This is a genomic window from Aquimarina spinulae (assembly GCF_943373825.1).
Lineage (GTDB): Bacteria > Bacteroidota > Bacteroidia > Flavobacteriales > Flavobacteriaceae > Aquimarina > Aquimarina spinulae.
Genome location: NZ_CALSBP010000002.1, coordinates 3,089,336 through 3,108,019, shown reverse-complemented (window position 1 = coordinate 3,108,019; position 18,684 = coordinate 3,089,336). Strand labels below are relative to the sequence as shown.

The following is an 18,684-nucleotide window of genomic DNA, read 5'->3' as shown; positions in this document are numbered from 1 at the left end:
ATCTGGTCAAATTTCACTTCATTTTCGGTTAAAAACAAAAAGTCAAGATGAGTTCAATGTGTATGATGGATGAATATATATTATTCAAAAAAGTATTTTAAACCTCTATTGATCTTCCTTCTGCTGTTTTATTCCCGTTGGTGTCAAAATAAAAATCAATTTGCCCCATATATACCCCACTTTTACCACATTGGTTAATGAGTACTTTTTCTCCTATTACATTATCTACAATTACTGGTTTCGGTAATAATGTATGTGTATGACCACCTATAACCAGGTCGATATCTTTTGTTTTTTTGGCTAGGTGAAGATCAGAAACTTTATCTTGAGCATTTTTATACTCATACCCAATATGAGAAAGACAAATAACAAGATCACATTGTTTCTCTTCTTTTAATATTCTGGTGATATCTTGAGCAATCTCAATAGGGTCGAGATATTGCGTTTCTTTATATAAACTTTTATTCACTAAACCTTCCAGTTCCACTCCTAAACCAAAGACTCCAATTTTAATCCCATCTCTAATTAATATTTTATATGGTTTTACTAAACCATCTAGCACCGTATTTTTAAAATCATAGTTGGCAGATACAAAATCAAAAGTTGCATTAGGCAATTGGTTCAATAATCCATTTATTCCGTTATCAAAATCATGATTTCCAATAGTAGCAAGGTCATAGTTTAGTTTTGACATTAGTTTAAATTCAATTTCCCCACCATAATAATTAAAATATGGAGTACCCTGAAAGATATCCCCTGCATCTAACAAAATAGTATTCGGATTTTCTTTTCGTACTTTTTCTATAATCGATGCTCTTCTGGCAAATCCTCCTAATCCCGGGTATTTATAATGATTATTTGGTAGAGGGTCAATCTGGCTATGTACATCGTTGGTATGTAGCACTGTTATCTTTTTTGATTTTGGTTTAACACAGGACACTAAGCTTCCTCCTCCTAAACTCGCTAAAGCTGTTGCCGATGCTATTTGCTGTATAAATCTTCTCCTATTCTGCATATCTCATTCTTTTATCGAGTTGTACTTTTAAGGTGTCTATTGATTTAAAATAATCGATTAGTGCATTTCTGAATTTATAATCTGTTTTATATAATTGTATAGGGTCTTTAAAGAAATTCATACTATCTCCTCCTTGTTGCAAATAATCTGTAGTAAGTACTAAATAGGTTTTACCTTTTTGTAATGGTTCTCCATTAATAACTAATTTTTGTACTTCTCTTGATTGTTTTACAATACTGAGTTGTAAATTAGAAACAGGGTGTGCTCGTTGTTTTTCGGTCAAATAAGAAACTAGTTCCTGTACTTTTTTATAGGATAATTCTGTTACTACCAATTCATTTTCAAAAGGCATCACTTCAAAGGCTGTTCTGGCAGTTACTGGCCCTTTAAGAATTGGTGCCCGCAGACCCCCATGATTTAATAATACAAAATCAATTTCTTTATTATATCTCTTTTTAAAAATCGGTTCTACCTGATGTAAAGAAATATCTGCTATAAGGTTACCTAATTTGCTTTCTAATTTTTTATCGTGTTTAGTAAAATCTACTGCAGCAATACACAGTGTAGCATCCAAAGTTTTATTTAAATGATCTCGGAAAGGTGCAATAAATGAATCTATAGCTTTATCTGTGACAATTGTGGAATCAATTTTTTGTTGAATTGCTGAGATCTTATTTACAGAAACCGATTGTTGCTTACAGGAATAAATACTTATCAAACCAAAAAGGCCTAATAAGAGCTTATAAAACTTAGTATTCATATATTTTCGACTTTTCGACAATGGTAATAAAAAAAACAATATGTTGTTTTATGGTTAAGTTAAAATAACCGCTTTGCTATATCAGGACAATATAGATTCATAATGTTGCACTACAGGAAAAGGGTCATAAAAATGATGTAATAATTTTTTCCATTGTTGGTACTCTTCAGATGTTCTGAAACCTGTTTCATGATCCTCAATCGTTTTCCACTCTACCAACAATATATATTTATCATCTTCTTCTATGCATTTCAATACATCATGCCTAATATATCCTTTCATAGTAGAAATGATTTTTTGAGCTTCTTTAAAAGCTTTCTCAAAAGCTTCTGATTCTCCAGGTTTTATATATAAAATTGCTTGCTCTAAAATCATTATTTTATCAACTATTGCGGGAACAATTTTTACTTACTTAAAGTGGTTTCTATTTTATCTAATGAAATTTTATTTATGCTTTTGGAATATGCTCCATAGACCATCTTTTTTTTAAGATCAACATCCAAAAAACCAGTCTCACATGCAAAGAAATCATAATCATCTACTTTTCCATTTTCAGAATCCTTCCAGATTTTGTTTGGGGCAATTAAATAATGGTTTCCAATTTTAAAATAATCGGTATATGGCCGACATAGCATTCCGTTATCTCCCCAAATTTGTATGATTTTACGGGTATCTTCACCTTTATATTTTTTAATAACTTCTACTTTCATCGCCAAAGGCATTTTCTTCAATTTTCCATCATCTTCAAACTCCAAAAATTCAGAATACTCAATTACTTTTACCAGAGCAACAAACCCTCCTGTCGAAACTGAGGAAAATGAGCAATCTCCTTCACAATCGCAATCACATGCAATGACTTGAGAAGAATATAATCCTATGACAAAGAGAGCTATGTATTTAAGCAGGTGTTTTTTCATAATATTTGTACTATTTTAATTCGGATTAAAGAGATCATTCTGTAACCAAATCAATTAATCTACTTCACTACTTCGACCCATTTTCCTTTACTTCTTACTAAATAATCATTATCATACATGGCTTCGCATTGGATACCTGGCAGATAGTATTTACCTAGATAGGATGCATTTAATAAAATGGTCATCGTTTTACTTTCATTTGGTTTTAGGTCAAAATAGAAATTCACTCTATCATCACGAATATCAGTATGAGTAACAGCATTAGCTTTAAACGATCCAAAATCTGTAAATCGTGTATTGACTACTTCCCACCCTGAAGGGAAAATTTCGGTCAATGCAACATCTTTTACTTTAGAACCTGTAGCATTAGTAATCGTTACTTCTGCCACAAAATCTGTTCCTTGGGTTAATAGAATCGGGTTAATTATATTACCATCCTTGGTCTTATAATCTACAATTGCCTTAAACTTGTTTTGAATTACTTTTTCCTGACCAACAGGTAGAATTCCACTTGTTGCAATTTGTACAAAAATGGTGTTATCCTTATTGTTTTTAAGCACCAGTTTATTGTCTTTTAAAATAGATACATCACCAGAAGTTGCCAATGTTTTATCTGTATTGGCATTTGTTGATTTTCCGTTAAGAATATAGTTTATGTTTACTCCTTTCCCACCTACATAGGCTGCGTATTTTGCCATTGCCATTAATGCGTAGGATGTAGTTTGCGTACTCATCCAATTTTTGGAAGATAATTCTTTTGCCAGATCTACTGCTACTTTCTGTGCTTTCGCTTTTTGGTCTAAAGCTACAAGTGTTTCTAGTGCCATTGCCCGATTTCGACTAGTAGATCCATAGGTATAATGATTATTATTTCTTGGTTGAAAATCAATATTTGCCGAATTAAGCAATTGGTTTGCTGCTTTTGTCTGAGTAATTAACCCATATGCTGCTGCTAATCTCAATTTGGCATCATTAGATAATCCCGAAGTCTCTCTTAATCTGTTCATCGAGGATAGATCAGGACTACCTGCAAGTGCTAATGTATATAATCGATAGGCTTGCGCCAGGTCATTATTGCCACTTCTCCATCGTTTAGCCTGTTGTTGTTGATAATTAATCCAGCTACTTTTAAAACCTATGGGTAATACATACCCTTGTTTGTTTGCTTCAAGCAAGAAATGACCCGCATAGGTAGTCCCCCAATCATTTGGGTTACTGTATCCTGGCCAATATGACATTCCTCCATTAGGTTGTATAAAACGTTTTAGTCTATACATTGCAGCTTCTATATTTTTCTGTATTTTCTGCTTTTTATCAGATGATAAATTGAAGACTTCGCCAAGATACAATTGTGGGAATGCGGCCGAAGTTGTTTGTTCAACACAACCATGTGGATAACGAATCAGGTAGCTCAATCTACTTTCAAAATTCATCGGTGGTAATGATGAAAACTCAATCGTTGCGCTATTACTTCCATCAATTCCAAATGCTGCAAAGTCTACTTCCTGTTCACTATTGGGTTCTAGAACAATCGAAGTAACTTCTGTTGTCATTGGATTTGGGTTCACTATATTAATAGGAACCTTGTATGATGCTTTTTCTCCACCACCACTGGCCACTACTTCGATATCTGTAAGAGAAGCTCCTTCTAACACTTCGATATCAAAATAGGCCATTTTCTCATCAGGTTGAGGAAACGATAGCTTTTGTTGTGCCTCACCAATTACTGTAAATCCTTTGTTAGGTTTTAAAGTAACAGTTACGTTTTTCACTTTATTTTCCATCGCAAAAACGGTAACTGGTATGGTTACCTTTTCTCCCGGAGTAATTTTACGAGGAATTGAAGTAAGAACCATTAAAGGTTTACGTACTGGCGTTGTCTTATCTGCACTACCATAGGCTGCCTTTTCTGCATCTGATGCCACAATCATTGTACGTACAGATCCTACATATTTCGGAATTTTAATTTTATGTGCACGTGTCTCCCCTTTTTTAAGTTCAAATGGTCCTTCAAAGACAACCATAGGTTTAAATCGGTTCGCTTTTTTTGATTTACTACCCCCTGCTTCTGCATCACCACCAATACTAAATACCTGATTAATGCTTCCGCCATAGGCTCCAATTACATCATCGTATACATCCCAGGTCTTTACTCCAAGTGCTTCACGTGCGTAAAAACTATTCCAGGGATTTGGTGTTTTAAATCGTGTTAAATCTAACAATCCTTCATCTACAATAGCAATAGAATAGGTCATAGGTTTACCATTATTTTCCCCAACTTTCAGTGTGATTGTTTCTTCTGGTCGCAATACATCTGGCATTGTTAACTTAGGTTGCACCTTAGTATTTGGGTCTTCAACAGAAATTGGAACGATCCCGTACAAACGTATCGGTAAATCGTTTGCTGTATCTGCATGTGGTTGTAATAATGTAATATGAATATACACATTGGGAGTGTATAATTCTTCGATGGGTAATTCGAACTTCGTTTCTCCTTTTTGCGGAGTTATCCATTGTGAAGATAGTACTTCGGTACCGTTTTCTACTGTTACTAATGCTCTTCCTCCTTCACTAGACGGAAAGGTTACAATAGCTTTTTCTCCAACAGTATAGGTGTTTTTATCTGTAGAGAATAACAACATTGTTGCCGCCGAAGGATCATTTTTACGTGATTTCCCAGCCCAACCTGGCCAATCGATATACATTATTTTTCCGGTAGCATGCCCTCCATTTGGATCTACTACTCTTACCAGGTATCTTCCCCACTCTGGGTATTTTAATTCAAAATTGAAGTTTGCTTTACCATTACTACCCGTTGTTACTTTGGTCTTAAATACTTCGTTATGATATGATCCTCTATTATAAGAAGACAGATTATCTTCTGATGTATCCCACCACCATCTCCAATCGACTTTATAGATAAAGACTTCAAGGTCTTTGACCGATTTAGGATTTCCTTTGTCATCTACAGAGACAACTTCAAAATTATGTTTTGTATCGGTTAACAACATTCCTCGTGCTTTATCACCTTTAGGAACATTTACTCCAATATAGGTACTATATGGAGAAAATTCTTTACTAATCACATCGGTGCTAAAATCTCCTCCATTTTCATATACCTTCGTAATAAAAGAAGCTTTTAGCATTCCGGCAGCTTTATTTTCTAGTTTTGGTCTAAGGTTAAAACTCGCTTTTCCTTCGTTAGAAATTTGCCCTTGAAATACTTCTTGTTCCTCGGTTCCAAACCTACGGGTTGGATCATCAAAAACATATCCCGGGAAGGTTTTAAAACGGGTTGTTTTTGGATTGAATCGAACATTGATATCTGTTTTCAGGTTTTTTGCTATTGCACCATGTAACCATAATACTTCTAGATTACCTTGTATATTCTTATTAACTCCCAAAACTTCATCGTCAAAAGTCGTTTTGATTTTAAGACGATTAGGTTTTATGGTTTCAATTTTAAGTGTTTTGCTAAAATTAGCTCCCCCAACATTAACTTTGGCTTGCCAATTACCGGTAGGCGCTTCATCAGAAGTATGTACAACAAATTTGTAGAAATTGTTGGTACCGTTAGTCTTTGTTTCCTGGTAAGTCACTTTACCATATGGGTCACGTAATTCAAATTTTACCGGGTGTCCTTTGGGTAATTTATTTGCATTATCATTAAGTATAAAAGATAAAAATAAGGTGTCTCCAGGACGCCAAACACCGCGTTCTCCGTAAATATATCCTTTGATTCCTTTTTGTAATCTCACTCCAGAAACATCAAATTTGCTTACCGATAATGCGTTCCCATCATTTAATTTCACATAGGTTTGTTGTTTTCCGGATTGGGCAATGGCAAAATATGCCGGGCGATCTGCATCAAAACCAGTTATTCCCTCTGCATCGGTAGTCGCCACTCCCATCTCTTGCTGCTGATAATTGTAAAAAGTTACTTTTGCATTTGATACAGGGCTGGTGGTAATAATATCATTAACCGTAACCATATATGCATTGTTAAGCCCTTTTTTAACGACTACTCCCAGATTAGAAGCTAATACATTTGCACTGATCTTTTTATCTCTAAAGTAAGAAGTGCTACATGGGTTCTCTCTTTCTTCCCAATTGTAATCGTAATAATCATCATAGTAATATTGAGAGCTATCCCAAAAACTAGATTCCTCTTCTTCGTCATAATTATCTGTTAATTCATTAATCGGAGTATCATCTGCAGCCACACCATCACATTTGTACAGCGAATAGGTTTTTCGATAATTTAGTTCTACTCTATAGATTGCTCCAGGATCAGGTGTAATCAGCTTTTTTAAATCAATTGCAAAAGCATTCCATTTACTAAGATTTAAAGATGGATTTTCCTGAAGGTTAATTAGTTTTTTGGCAATTGGTCTTGCTACACTTCTTAAATCACCAGAGCCGTTAAGGTTATTGTTTTGTAAAAACTGAAGGACGTTATTTTCAAAGACTTTAACTACCTGTACTTCGACAGCACGAAGGTTGATCGCTTCAAAATTAAATTTCAGATTATCTGAAGTGGGTAAAATCACTCCGCTTTGCAGTAAGCGAATCTCTGGATTTGGTTGTTGAAAAGATACTTTTTCGGTATATGTATTCTTTAATTTATAGTTATCTGTACTTTTAATCCCTTCAAAAACGGTTACCTCTAATGTTCCTTTAAGTTCTTGTTTTGGATATACCTTAAGGACATTGCCCTGTACAGTATATTTTAAATTTTTGGCTCCAGAAATAGTAACCAGACCATTAAAGTTTTGATTTTTCCTAAGTGGATCAGAGAAATTGATTTCGACATATTGGTTATCCACATTGGCAACCGAAACACTAATTATAGAAAAATTATTCTTCCCGGGAATGGATAATACGTCTTCTCCTTCTGTGTCTATATCGAAAGATTTACCAGACCATTTAATAGTAACTTCTGAATCTTCTTCAAACCGTTGAATACTATCTATTCTAAAACTAAACTGACGGCTTTTATCGATTGACTCACTAAATTTTACAGCTACTTTCTTTCCTTTTTGCGAAGCAGTAATAAGTTGCTTGGCAACATCAAATTTCATTTGATCACTAGATGTTATCGTTCCATCTATATATTGCCAATCTTTACTATAGGACTGAAGGTTATCTGTAATAATAGAAAACTGTTGTTTTAACGTTTTCACTGTAAAGACAAATTCTTCATCAAGATCGTCTTTAAAATCTTTAACTAATTCTTCTAAATCTAGCGTAAAAGTGTAAGCTGTGTCCTCATCAAACCCTTCTTCTGGTTGAAAAGAAATAGTTCGATTATTTACGGCAATAATTTTACCTTTTACTTTTGGTGATACAGTAAGTATATCTTTTGGTAGTTCTTGATTATCATCCCAACCTTCTACTGGTGTTTGTAATACAACATATACATTATCCAAAACCGAAATTACCCCTGAAGATACATCTGAGATATATTCTTGATACTTATTTAATTCTGAAGCATTTGCCTCAGCTATAGATTGATCATCTTTTTTCTTACAAGAAAATACAAGTGTTACAAAAAGTAACAGATAGAGAATTCGCGATAATTTCATAGTAGTCGATGTTTAGCGGATTAAAGGTAGTAATTATTTAACTGTATTCTACACTATCTTAACCTGCTTAGTATTGTAAATTTCAATTCTATTATTTAATCTGTTTTTTAGTCTATTTTTTTGATCCTCATCCAACGTTTCTACATTCATTTATTTACAATTAACCTGAAAAATAGGTTTATCTTCAATTTTATAATCAACTGATCTGGCAAAGGTACCTGTACACAATTCATATTTATAGATGATGGACATATCAAAAAATGCTTCATCATCTATTCTATTTTCATTTCCTTCTTTATAAAATTCTAGATCAATATATGCTTGTTTTTCTTTATCAAAAATATGGTTTGCATTAATATCCTCTTTAAAGTGGTTATATGAAGGGTTATAAAGGAGTACAGTTTCAGAAGTATTCTTATTGGCTATTGCTCTAATAAATTCTATATCTTCTCCTTCTGTTGGCAAAGGGCGTTTTTCTGAATATTCGTTTTCATCTATATATAGTTTGTTGTCTTTTAACATAACATAAAAAGGATATGCCTCATTTTCTCTAGTAAAAAAACAAGCTATAAAATCATTAGATCCTTTTATATTAAAATCAATTACTGCTGTATTCATTCCTTCATTTATGGCCATAAAAGAAATCACATCTGAATTCTTTTTAAAAGTTTCTACATAAGGATAACCAAAACAGTTAGCGTCATCATTAAATACCTGTTTCATAATATAGTGATCATCTTTTGATTTTTTTAAACTCACAAAACTTCGTGATTCTTCAAATCCCATAAAAGAGATTTTTAAACTGTCTTTTATCTTTTTATTATATCTCCCATAAAGTTCGAATTCATTTTTTTTTGTATTTGGAGTAAACAAAAAAGTATGATCTCTATCTATACGCCAACTACCTACCTGTACTCCTCCAAAGTAAGTAATCACAAATTTGCCATTTTCTAAAACGAATAGATGACTTCCCCCTTCTGGAGAATGAGAGCCTAATGCGTATAAACCAACTATATTTTCCTTATTCTGAGCCATACTTTTATTCATCATACAGATTATTACAAAAATCAATATTCTTTTCATCAGTCTACCATTTATATTATTGTAATTATTGGGTAAAAGTAATGAGATTTCTGGTTCTATTTCCCCCAGAAAATAGTGAATTTTTGCCCTACAATATCTTCAAAATAAAAAACCCTCCTTAGTAGGAGGGTTGTATTAAAATTTTAAGAAGAATATTACTCTTTATAAATTCCTATAGTAAGTTCTCCAGTAGCATTCATTGTTGCACGATACATTCCCGCTGTATTAAATTCCATCGTTACATTACCCTTATTATCTATCGCTACAATTCCTCCTGTACCGCCGAGGTCGGTAAGTTTTTTCTGTATTACTTCTTTGGCAGCTTCTTGAAGAGAAAGCCCTTTATACTCCATTAATGCCGAAATATCATGTGCCACCATCGCTCGTATAAAATACTCACCCCATCCTGTACTTGATACTGCACAAGTTGCATTATTGGCATATGTTCCTGCTCCAATAATTGGTGAATCTCCTATACGATTCCATTTTTTATTGGTCATCCCTCCTGTAGAGGTTCCTGCGGCCAAATTTCCATTTTTATCTAATGCTGCACAGCCAACCGTTCCAAACTTAGAGTCTTTTATAAACGGATCATAAAAAGCAGTTGTTTTATTTGCTTCCTTGTTTTTTAGTTTTTCTTTTACTCTCTCTAGCGATTTCATACGATCTTCTGTAAAGAAATAAGCCGGATCAACAATCTCAAGGTCTCTTTCTTTAGCAAATAATTCGGCACCACTACCTGATAATAACACGTGAGGAGAATTAAGCATTACTTCTCTAGCCAGATTGATCGGGTTTTTAACGGTTTTAACTCCTGCTACTGCCCCGGCATTAAGGTTACTACCATCCATAATAGAAGCATCTAATTCATTAGTTCCTTCATTAGTAAATACTGCTCCTTTACCTGCATTAAATAATGGAGAATTCTCAAGAACATTTATCGTTTTTTCGACAGCTTCAAGGCTAGTACCTCCATTTTTAAGAATGGTATGTCCTACTTTTATTGCTTCTTCAAGTTTAGCTTTGTACGCCGCTTCTTTTTCTGGAGTCATATTCTTTTTCAAGATAGTTCCTGCTCCACCATGAATTACAATTCCAAAACTATCCTCTGGCTTTTTAATTTCCTCCTTGGCAGTTTCGATAATAGGTGTTTCTGCCGTTTCCTTTGGCTGTTCTTTACAAGCCAAAAACAAAATAAAACTAAAAAAGATGATTACTCTTTTCATAATTAAGATAATTTGTGTTTACAATAATCGATTAAAGCGATTCTCCCTTGAAAGAATCTGAAGGTTAAATGTATACTATTTCCTCCATTATCTTCTAAAATTATTGATTTATTTAACTCAATATCATAAGGTTGATGTTGTCCCCCTTCAATCGCTATATTATCAGCATATAATGATATCCTATTGTTTGATTTCAACACAGGTTTTATCCTCCCCATAATCCCTGGTGTTTCTCCAGATTTATTAAGGATCACAGAACCTGATCCTTTTAATTTTTCTACAGTTACTTCTATATCCTCCTTTGGGTTAATATCTTTAAATAATACGGCCGGATATTCTGGGTGCGCAATAAGCACAGTATATAATTTACGCGTTCGAATAATAAAATGTGCTAATCCTTTTTCATCAGAAAACCCTTCAAGGTATGTAGAATTATTAGCGACCAAAACTACTTTGGCATTTTTAATTGATTCTTCTTTTTCATTTACCACTTTAATAGTAAAAATGAACGGCTTTGGATTGATCAGGGTAGAAATTTTTGACCATCTACTTTTCAAAAAAGTTTGATCTTTTTTTAATTTTTTTTCGATCAGCCCTGCAAACTCGTCTGGACTTCTATCTTTCAAGTTAATATATCCTACAGTTTTCAATATCCCGGGAATCTCTGTATCGTCAAATCTAGCAGGCAAAATATATTCTCTACTTTCCTGAAATGCTCTTGCTTGCATAGAGGCCCTCTCATGGTTTGTCCATAATTTTTGATTATAAAACCCTGATATAAATAGTACTGTATATCTTGCCCTGTTTTGATAAATCTCGGATAAATACTCATATAAGTTTTTACCCCATAAGTTTGTTTCTTCAAACAGGTCATAAAACACCTTGATCCCTCTTACCCTAAGGCTGTTCGCAACCTCTTCTACATATGCTCTATTCTCTCCAGCAAAAGAAAGCGCAACATCATATTCATAATTCTTGTTTTTCATCACTGACTTCTTTTTCTTTTTAACCTAAAACTGACTAATTCTTACTAAAAAACCGCTACTACAAAATTACTTTGTTTATTTGGAATATTTCCAATTTTAATAGGAAACATTCCAACAAAAATTTTACTTTTAAACCGTAAAAAGAGGTGTGTTTAAAACTATGAAGTCACTGATAATAAAGGATAAAAAGCTGTAGCTATAGTGTTTTGAAATATGATGATACTTTATGAAGAGATAGGTATTCGTTTTAATTTAAACCAGCACCTTATGCCAAATGAATTTTAAAACAACCCATATAATTTAAATTATTAATAGCTCATTTTAAAATTCATTTGATATTAGATCGTAATCATTTTTCCTTCTTTCAAATATTCTTTTTTAATCCCTTCGAGAATAGTTTCTAATTGGATAACTTTATGATTTTGAGCTATGGTCTTAAGACAGGTGTATTGTATCACATTGATGATATTCGCCCCAGTAAGCGCATATTTTTTGGAAATCTCTTCTAACGAAACCGTTTCTCCTAAAGCTATAGCGGCAGGAAGGTTTTTTTTGCCATAATAACTGTCGTTCTTGATAAGATGGATTTTCAAACTCTATAATTGTTTGAAATCGACGAGTAAAGGCTACATCTATGTTGTTTTTAAAATTTGAAGCCAGAATCACTAATCCAGGATGGGATTCTATACGTTGTAGTAAGTACGATACTTCTTGATTAGCATACTTATCATGTGCATCTCTTACATTCGTTCTTTTACCAAAAATGGCATCTGCTTCATCAAAAAACAGTATCCAGGATTTATTTTTAGCTTTATCAAAAAGTCTAGAAAGGTTTTTTTCTGTTTCTCCTATATATTTTGAAACGACCATAGAAAGATCAATACGATATACATCTTCACCGGTATATTTACCTAATAATGTAGCAGTTAAGGTTTTTCCGGTTCCCGGAGGGCCAGAAAACAAGACACGATATCCAGGTTTAATTCTGGTTCCCATCTTCCAATCATCCAAAACCACATGATTATACTGAAGCCAGGTTTCAATTTCTTTTATCTGGTTAAGGGTTTTTGTATTAAGCACAAGATCATCCCAGGAAAGTAACGTTTCAATCCTTTCGGCAGGGAAATCTTTACTAAGAGTAGGTTTTACCATTCTCCCTGTAGTAAACAGCTCTACATATTCCTGATCCAGAATCAATCGCCCACTCATAATAGGCTCTCCTGTAGGTACAGCATCTAATCTTAGAACGCCTTTTTTTACGAATGGATGGGTAGGTTCAAAATAAGATGTAACCTCTATCCGTTTTTGCAGATCCTTGCCAGCTAACATAAATTGAATAGTTTCTCCGGTAGGGATAATACCCCTATGATTTTTTCCTTTTACACCACCAAATTCTGGAAGTTCACCTCCATTTGGAAAAAAATCAGTAATAATATCTATAAAAAAATAGGGCGAAACATGTGGAATTAATGCTGTTAATAAAATAATGATCTCTTCTTGAGACAAATCAAGTTTGTTGACAAATTGAGAAAACGATGAATCATCTGCCACCATTGTATCAAAAACAGGAAAAACAGCTTCTTCACTGGTGTACTCGTATCGCAAACGATATTCTATCACCTCTTGTAAGAAGGAAAATTTGCCATTAAAATGAGTAGTATTTTTTGTAAAAACAGGTTCCATCGACAGGTATTTTAAGTTAAAGGTTCGATTGAGAATACATCTATCCTGGATCTCATATAATTACGCATTCGTTTACGCACAGTAACACCATTTCTAGAGCCCTGAAAATTAGTATTCCCTTCAATGGTTTCAATTACATCACCTTGGATCGATGTTATAATTCCTGTATGTGTCCAATCCAGCGGGCTACTTTCAATCAAAAACAAGTCTCCAGGTTTTACTAAGTCAGAATTCCTTCTAATTTTTTTATTTTTAGAAAGTAATCCTCTTGCAATTCCGGCATTACCTACCGAGTCACAACTAAATGTGGAAGGCATTAACGAAGTAAATCTTTTACCCACATGACTTACAGCCTGATCAAGAATAGTTTGTGCAAATCCCATACACCAAAAAAAATCTTCTCCATCACCTCCATCCATATAACTTCGCACCCAAGGACCACTATTAGATTGTCTATTAATAACCAATTCAAAAGGATGATTTTGTAGGTGATTCTCTGCCACTTCAGCAATCAAACTTCTAACATCAGTACTCTGTAATGGTCTTTCAAAAGCATCTTTTAAGTTAGCAGACAATTCACTAAACAAACCTTGATCTACTATGCCATTTTCTGACAATCCTTTTATACGTTGAAAATTCTTAACGGCTCTTTCGGTTGCGGGACCAAAATCGCCATCAATACTGGTTGCTGTACCACTACTAGGATGCTGAATACTAAATAAGGTTAGCCAGGATTGAATCTTCCTTACCTCTTTTCTACTGTTTGAAGAGCCATTTCTTTGCTGTGTATTTCTAATTACTAGCTCCTTTTTATATGCCGTTTTTTTCATCTTACTATGGATTTGTATATAAATCTAATGCTATATCCCGACTTTTTTCGGGGGTATACAACGGTTCTTTTATGGGGTGTTTTCTGGATGAATACTTAATCTTTATTATATTCTTTCATGCTATCTGCGTCATCAGAAGGTTCTGTAATTCTATTGATTTCGATTCGATCACCTAATGATTCTATATTCAACAAATATTGTCCATTCTCTTTATTCATAAATCTATCTTCTCCTGCATTGAAATGCCATTTTTTATCTCCACCCATACCTTTATCAGAAAAGAAAAACATGGAAAAAATTTTAAATTCCCCACCCTCCTTATCTACAACAAAAGAATTCAGATAACTCCTCCAATCATCAGGATTACTATCAGAAACAAAACAATGATATCTATAATAATCTTTATCATTACTCTTGTAAGTATCAATCCTAAAAAGAAACCTAGGATCTGGTGGTGGATAATTTTTTACCCTTTCATAATAATTAGGATCTTTTAATTCCTTTAAAGGAATCATTCCTAGATTATTTTTTAAATCATCCACAAGAAATTGATTCATTATTTCAAGTTTGTCATTAAAATTATCTAGATCAGCTTGATCACTAGCTTTAATAGCATTAACCTCTGATTGAAAAAAATCATTTAAAAAATTAATCACCTCTTCCATAAATTATTTCTTATTGTTATATTTTTAGATTTACGTCTGGTCCTATTTCTATTTGTCTAATAGAATGCTCTACTCCAACACCTCCCGCTTTAACGGCCAATACATCATAGGTAACTTTTTCACATCTTCTTGGATCTTGATCTCCTGCTAATTTTTGATGCACCTTAGCCAATCCTTCCGGTGTTATATCAGATTTTAAATTCTTAAGTGTTTCCACAACTTTATCATCATTTGTCACTTCATAAATTGCTGTTACTTGTAGATCAAAAGTAATTAATAATGGCTCATGTTGTGACTGAAGTTTTTGAATTTTCCCGACAAGTTTCCCTTCTGCTCCTGCCATTGTGGTCTGATTATAGGTATCACTAGTTAAAATTAAATTTAACCCTTGTTTATAACCACTTCCTTGAAACCAGTCTGCAATAATATGTGCAGAATTCATTTGCGGTAAATCGGTTGTATCTACACCTTCTCTCATTAATTTACCTGCACTATCTGTTCTACCTCTGGATCCTGAAGCTTTAATTCCTAAGTTCATACCAGTTACCGCATGGTTTACTTTTCTTCCTGAAATATCATCGATTTTCATTTTGACTTCTATGGTCTCCAATTCATCTTTGCCTAAACCTTCAGGTCCATAATCATACTTCAGCACAAAGGAATCGCCTTCTACTGATCGCTCAATATTTTGAGGTTTATAATCACTATGTTCGCTACTACCTCCAGAATCAGTTTCAATTTCAGAGCCCCATTTTTCATTAAAGGCAGTAAAAGTATTCTCTTGATTTCTTTGTTTTAAACGTTCCCAATTAAATTGATGTTCTACCTTATTTTTTTCTGGATCTTCATTACTATCATCAACTTTTTTAACAACCGCTCTAAACTTTTTATCTCCTTTATAAGGAGCTTTAATTTTATCATTCTCCGCAACTTCTACTGTTAAGGTATTTTTTTCCTTAAAATCACTAAATAACTTCTGAAGCAATACTTTTAGCTCTTTCTGTTTATTTTCGATGGAAGTATCGGTTGTTTCTACTGGAGCATCATTCTCAGGTGTAGCCGTTGCCTCTTGTTGCTGGTATGTAGTAATTAACTGATTAATTGCCGTAACCAGACCTTGAGCACTGCTAATCGATTGGCTTACTTCTCCTCTCTTGCCTTCAGAAATTTTATCAATGTTATTCTGCCATTCAGTAAGCTTATCACCAACCGCTTTAGGATTCGCGCTAGCAACCTTTAAAACAGGAGATCCAGAATCCTCTACCCATAATTTATGCCCTTCTTCACCATCGCTAAATGTTACTTGCTCTCCTATTTCTCCATCACCAACAACCCCGTCATTATCCTCAGGGTTTTCTCCTTCATCTCCTCCACCTAATATTTTCTTAAGGAAGTTTTTAGCTGTAGTCACAACCCAAGTAACGACATTGGTCATGGCAGTATCGATCGGTTCTCTGATTTTTTCTACGATTTCTATAATCTTTTCAGAGACCTTATCTAATCCTGTGAACTTAGCTAAGAAGTTGATCGCTAATGTTAGCATTCCAGCCAATGTACTTTCTACTTTGGCAGCTGCCTGAGTAATAACTCCATTGGCAATCGCTGCTAGTGAGTCTATAATAGCTGCTGCTACACGAGCGATCTTTTGCAGTTTTTCGATCAGGAATGTAACCGTATCATAAATAGCTATAATTGCTTGAATGACTGCTCCTGCTGGGTTTAGCATAGTGACAAGCTTGGTTACTGCTTTTTGCACAACTTTTACAATTACAAACTGACTGATCTCCGAAATAATCATCTCTTGTAAATTGCTAAGATGCTCCATGATCTTCTCCCAAGCAGCAGCAGGTCCTTCTGTAACGAGAATTTTCACTAATTCGAATCCGGTTTCTAAAGCTACCACAGCAGGTTCACCTAATTGCTCCACTAATTTGGCTCTCAGATTCTCCCAAGTAAGTCCTAATACAGATAATACAAACTTGATAATCTCCTGAAAGCTGAGGGCTTGAGGAATATAAATACCGGCTCCAGCCAAAGATCCCAACAACCAATCCAATAGACTATTCTTAAGATGTTTACCAATGTTTCGTGCAAATTTGTTAAATCCAAGTTTAGCTGCGTTGATCAGATTACCTACAAACCCAATTGGATTTTCTAGTATTTGATTAAACGCTCCTTGTGCTTTTTCTATATATACTAATACTCCTGGTGCTACTACACTAAATAGTATTTTTAGAAGTTCTATAACCGTTGAAAGCCCAAAACTTAAAAAACTACCGGCGATACTGGCAAAGGCCTTTCCTACTTTGATAAAGGCATTCGGAAGTATAATGATGTCTTCCCAGGTAAGAGACTTAATTGTAGTAATAATGGTACCAGGAATTGCAGACATAATTGCTTTGATTCCTGACATTGTTTGCTGAAACCAAACCCATGCTCGACCAACAGCATTTCCTTGTTGTATATTGGTCCAGATTTCTTCCTGACCAATAAATTTCATAAATCCGCCTATTAGATTTTCGGCAGTTGGTGGATAAGCTTCTTTAGTAATCGGATCTTCACCTATCAAAGCTTTTAATAGGTCATATCCGTCAGTATTTTGTGCTAGGACAGCTAATGGAGTTAGGATAGCTTTTCTAACAATATCCCATATAAATGACAGTGCACTTTTACCAATTTCAATTACTGCATTTATAGGTCTGGAGATGATCCCCATGGCGTCACGCCAGACACCGCCAAGATTAAAAATATCGCTCCAACCAAGGCCATCCAGAAAATCGTCAATGTCCTTCTTTATAGATGCTCCAGATAGATTTAACGCTTCTATTTTTTGATTCATTAATTCTGCAGCATCGGTAAACACATTGTATTTATCCAATACTCTGGTGATCAGGTTTCCTCCAGGTAAGAACTCGACAATAGCTCGCATAATATTAGCGGCACTTCGATCAACACTACTCATATTAATAGGGTTGATCCCTAAAATAATAGTGAACATTCTAAAACCAGGGATATTATGTGCTGCATCTGCAAAATAATCAAGCGCATCACTAATCCCTAATCGTTGTACCTTAGGTTGAACCGTTTCTGTAGCAACTGCATTTTCCCCTTTCTGAGCATGTCCTTGTTGTACCACATGAGTAAGCTCATGAGCGATCAAATGTTTACCTTCTTTAGTCTCAGGTTGATATTGATTCTCGCCAAAGAAGACATTGTTTTTATAGGTGAAAGCTTTGGAACTCATCTGCTTATTAAGGCTAGAAGATTCACTATCTGTATGAACTTTTACTCCAGAAAAATCTGTTCCAAAACCAGATTCCATAGAACCTTTAACCGATTTGCTCATGGGTTTACCATTGTCTGAAGCTCTTTGAATCCTCGATTCAATTGTATTCGTTACAGTAGGTACACCTATTTCTTTTCTTTGGAGTGTTTTACTTTTTTGTTGTACTTCTGAAACCTCTTCTTCTTCTTTTTCCTGAACCTCTTCTTCCTGTTTCTGGGTATCAAAATTAGTTGACGAATGATCTGATGGTTTCATAGATACTCCATCACTTACTTCTGCCTTATTTTGGACTTCTGTGCTCTTTTGTGCTGTTTCTTCTTCAGGTTGTCTTAAAACTACTGGGGTAATGCTTTCTGCAATCGGTTTTTGTTGAACATCACCTTCTTTTTCATCTGTTTGGCGTTGTACAAAAGGAGCCGGACTAAAGAAAGGAGTAGTCGATTCTGACGTTTTTGCCACCACTTGATCTGCAACTCTATCTGCCTCAACTTCATACTTATCATTGGGTTTACCAACGGTAAGTTTAGGTTGCACAAACCCTTCTTCACTCTTATCTTTTTGAAATAAGGAAGAATTACCTGACTTAGCATTTGTTGTATTTACCGATGCAGATCGAAACATATATTATAAAAATGTTTTGTCTAAATT

The 18,684-nt window shown here is 34.3% G+C and carries 12 protein-coding genes; all 12 read right to left on the bottom strand.

The window, feature by feature from the left end:
* Positions 1-97 precede the first annotated feature (97 nt).
* Complete coding sequence (locus NNH57_RS19150; protein WP_108808029.1) at positions 98-1,015, bottom strand: bifunctional metallophosphatase/5'-nucleotidase; 918 nt, start codon at positions 1,013-1,015, stop codon at positions 98-100.
* Positions 1,005-1,775 (bottom strand): 5'-nucleotidase C-terminal domain-containing protein, encoded by a 771-nt coding sequence (locus NNH57_RS19145; RefSeq protein ID WP_074405548.1) that lies wholly within the window; start codon positions 1,773-1,775, stop codon positions 1,005-1,007. The genes NNH57_RS19150 and NNH57_RS19145 overlap by 11 nt, the downstream gene beginning before the upstream one ends.
* A gap of 81 nt (positions 1,776-1,856) precedes the next feature.
* The gene (locus NNH57_RS19140; RefSeq protein ID WP_074405549.1) at positions 1,857-2,150 is read right to left on the bottom strand and encodes an antibiotic biosynthesis monooxygenase family protein; all 294 of its coding nucleotides are present in this window, start codon (positions 2,148-2,150) and stop codon (positions 1,857-1,859) included.
* Between the two features lie 29 nt (positions 2,151-2,179).
* Complete coding sequence (locus NNH57_RS19135; protein WP_074405550.1) at positions 2,180-2,692, bottom strand: hypothetical protein; 513 nt, start codon at positions 2,690-2,692, stop codon at positions 2,180-2,182.
* A gap of 59 nt (positions 2,693-2,751) precedes the next feature.
* Positions 2,752-8,277, bottom strand: a complete 5,526-nt coding sequence (locus NNH57_RS19130; RefSeq protein ID WP_108808030.1) for an alpha-2-macroglobulin family protein — start codon at positions 8,275-8,277, stop codon at positions 2,752-2,754.
* Between the two features lie 150 nt (positions 8,278-8,427).
* The gene (locus NNH57_RS19125) at positions 8,428-9,360 is read right to left on the bottom strand and encodes a hypothetical protein (RefSeq protein WP_132065962.1); all 933 of its coding nucleotides are present in this window, start codon (positions 9,358-9,360) and stop codon (positions 8,428-8,430) included.
* Between the two features lie 155 nt (positions 9,361-9,515).
* The gene (locus tag NNH57_RS19120; protein WP_108808031.1) at positions 9,516-10,586 is read right to left on the bottom strand and encodes an isoaspartyl peptidase/L-asparaginase family protein; all 1,071 of its coding nucleotides are present in this window, start codon (positions 10,584-10,586) and stop codon (positions 9,516-9,518) included.
* A gap of 2 nt (positions 10,587-10,588) precedes the next feature.
* Positions 10,589-11,572, bottom strand: a complete 984-nt coding sequence (locus NNH57_RS19115) for a toll/interleukin-1 receptor domain-containing protein (RefSeq protein ID WP_074405554.1) — start codon at positions 11,570-11,572, stop codon at positions 10,589-10,591.
* Between the two features lie 435 nt (positions 11,573-12,007).
* Entirely contained in the window at positions 12,008-13,255 is a 1,248-nt protein-coding gene (locus NNH57_RS19110; RefSeq protein WP_254504216.1) for an ATP-binding protein, read from the bottom strand.
* 11 nt (positions 13,256-13,266) lie between these two features.
* Positions 13,267-14,085: a peptidoglycan-binding domain-containing protein gene (locus tag NNH57_RS19105; protein ID WP_108808032.1), complete on the bottom strand. Its 819-nt coding sequence runs from the start codon at positions 14,083-14,085 to the stop codon at positions 13,267-13,269.
* A gap of 95 nt (positions 14,086-14,180) precedes the next feature.
* The gene (locus tag NNH57_RS19100; RefSeq protein WP_108808033.1) at positions 14,181-14,750 is read right to left on the bottom strand and encodes a hypothetical protein; all 570 of its coding nucleotides are present in this window, start codon (positions 14,748-14,750) and stop codon (positions 14,181-14,183) included.
* 16 nt (positions 14,751-14,766) lie between these two features.
* Positions 14,767-18,657, bottom strand: coding sequence for an eCIS core domain-containing protein (locus NNH57_RS19095; RefSeq protein WP_108808034.1), 3,891 nt, complete (start codon positions 18,655-18,657; stop codon positions 14,767-14,769).
* Positions 18,658-18,684: the final 27 nt, after the last annotated feature.

What these genes read in the sequence shown, in the direction of transcription:
- NNH57_RS19150 (WP_108808029.1), bottom strand. Translation starts at nt 1,015, where the DNA reads ATGCAGAATAGGAGAAGATTTATACAGCAAATAGCATCGGCAACAGCT.
- NNH57_RS19145 (WP_074405548.1), bottom strand. Translation starts at nt 1,775, where the DNA reads ATGAATACTAAGTTTTATAAGCTCTTATTAGGCCTTTTTGGTTTGATA.
- NNH57_RS19140 (WP_074405549.1), bottom strand. Translation starts at nt 2,150, where the DNA reads ATGATTTTAGAGCAAGCAATTTTATATATAAAACCTGGAGAATCAGAA.
- NNH57_RS19135 (WP_074405550.1), bottom strand. Translation starts at nt 2,692, where the DNA reads ATGAAAAAACACCTGCTTAAATACATAGCTCTCTTTGTCATAGGATTA.
- NNH57_RS19130 (WP_108808030.1), bottom strand. Translation starts at nt 8,277, where the DNA reads ATGAAATTATCGCGAATTCTCTATCTGTTACTTTTTGTAACACTTGTA.
- NNH57_RS19125 (WP_132065962.1), bottom strand. Translation starts at nt 9,360, where the DNA reads ATGAAAAGAATATTGATTTTTGTAATAATCTGTATGATGAATAAAAGT.
- NNH57_RS19120 (WP_108808031.1), bottom strand. Translation starts at nt 10,586, where the DNA reads ATGAAAAGAGTAATCATCTTTTTTAGTTTTATTTTGTTTTTGGCTTGT.
- NNH57_RS19115 (WP_074405554.1), bottom strand. Translation starts at nt 11,572, where the DNA reads ATGAAAAACAAGAATTATGAATATGATGTTGCGCTTTCTTTTGCTGGA.
- NNH57_RS19110 (WP_254504216.1), bottom strand. Translation starts at nt 13,255, where the DNA reads ATGGAACCTGTTTTTACAAAAAATACTACTCATTTTAATGGCAAATTT.
- NNH57_RS19105 (WP_108808032.1), bottom strand. Translation starts at nt 14,085, where the DNA reads ATGAAAAAAACGGCATATAAAAAGGAGCTAGTAATTAGAAATACACAG.
- NNH57_RS19100 (WP_108808033.1), bottom strand. Translation starts at nt 14,750, where the DNA reads ATGGAAGAGGTGATTAATTTTTTAAATGATTTTTTTCAATCAGAGGTT.
- NNH57_RS19095 (WP_108808034.1), bottom strand. Translation starts at nt 18,657, where the DNA reads ATGTTTCGATCTGCATCGGTAAATACAACAAATGCTAAGTCAGGTAAT.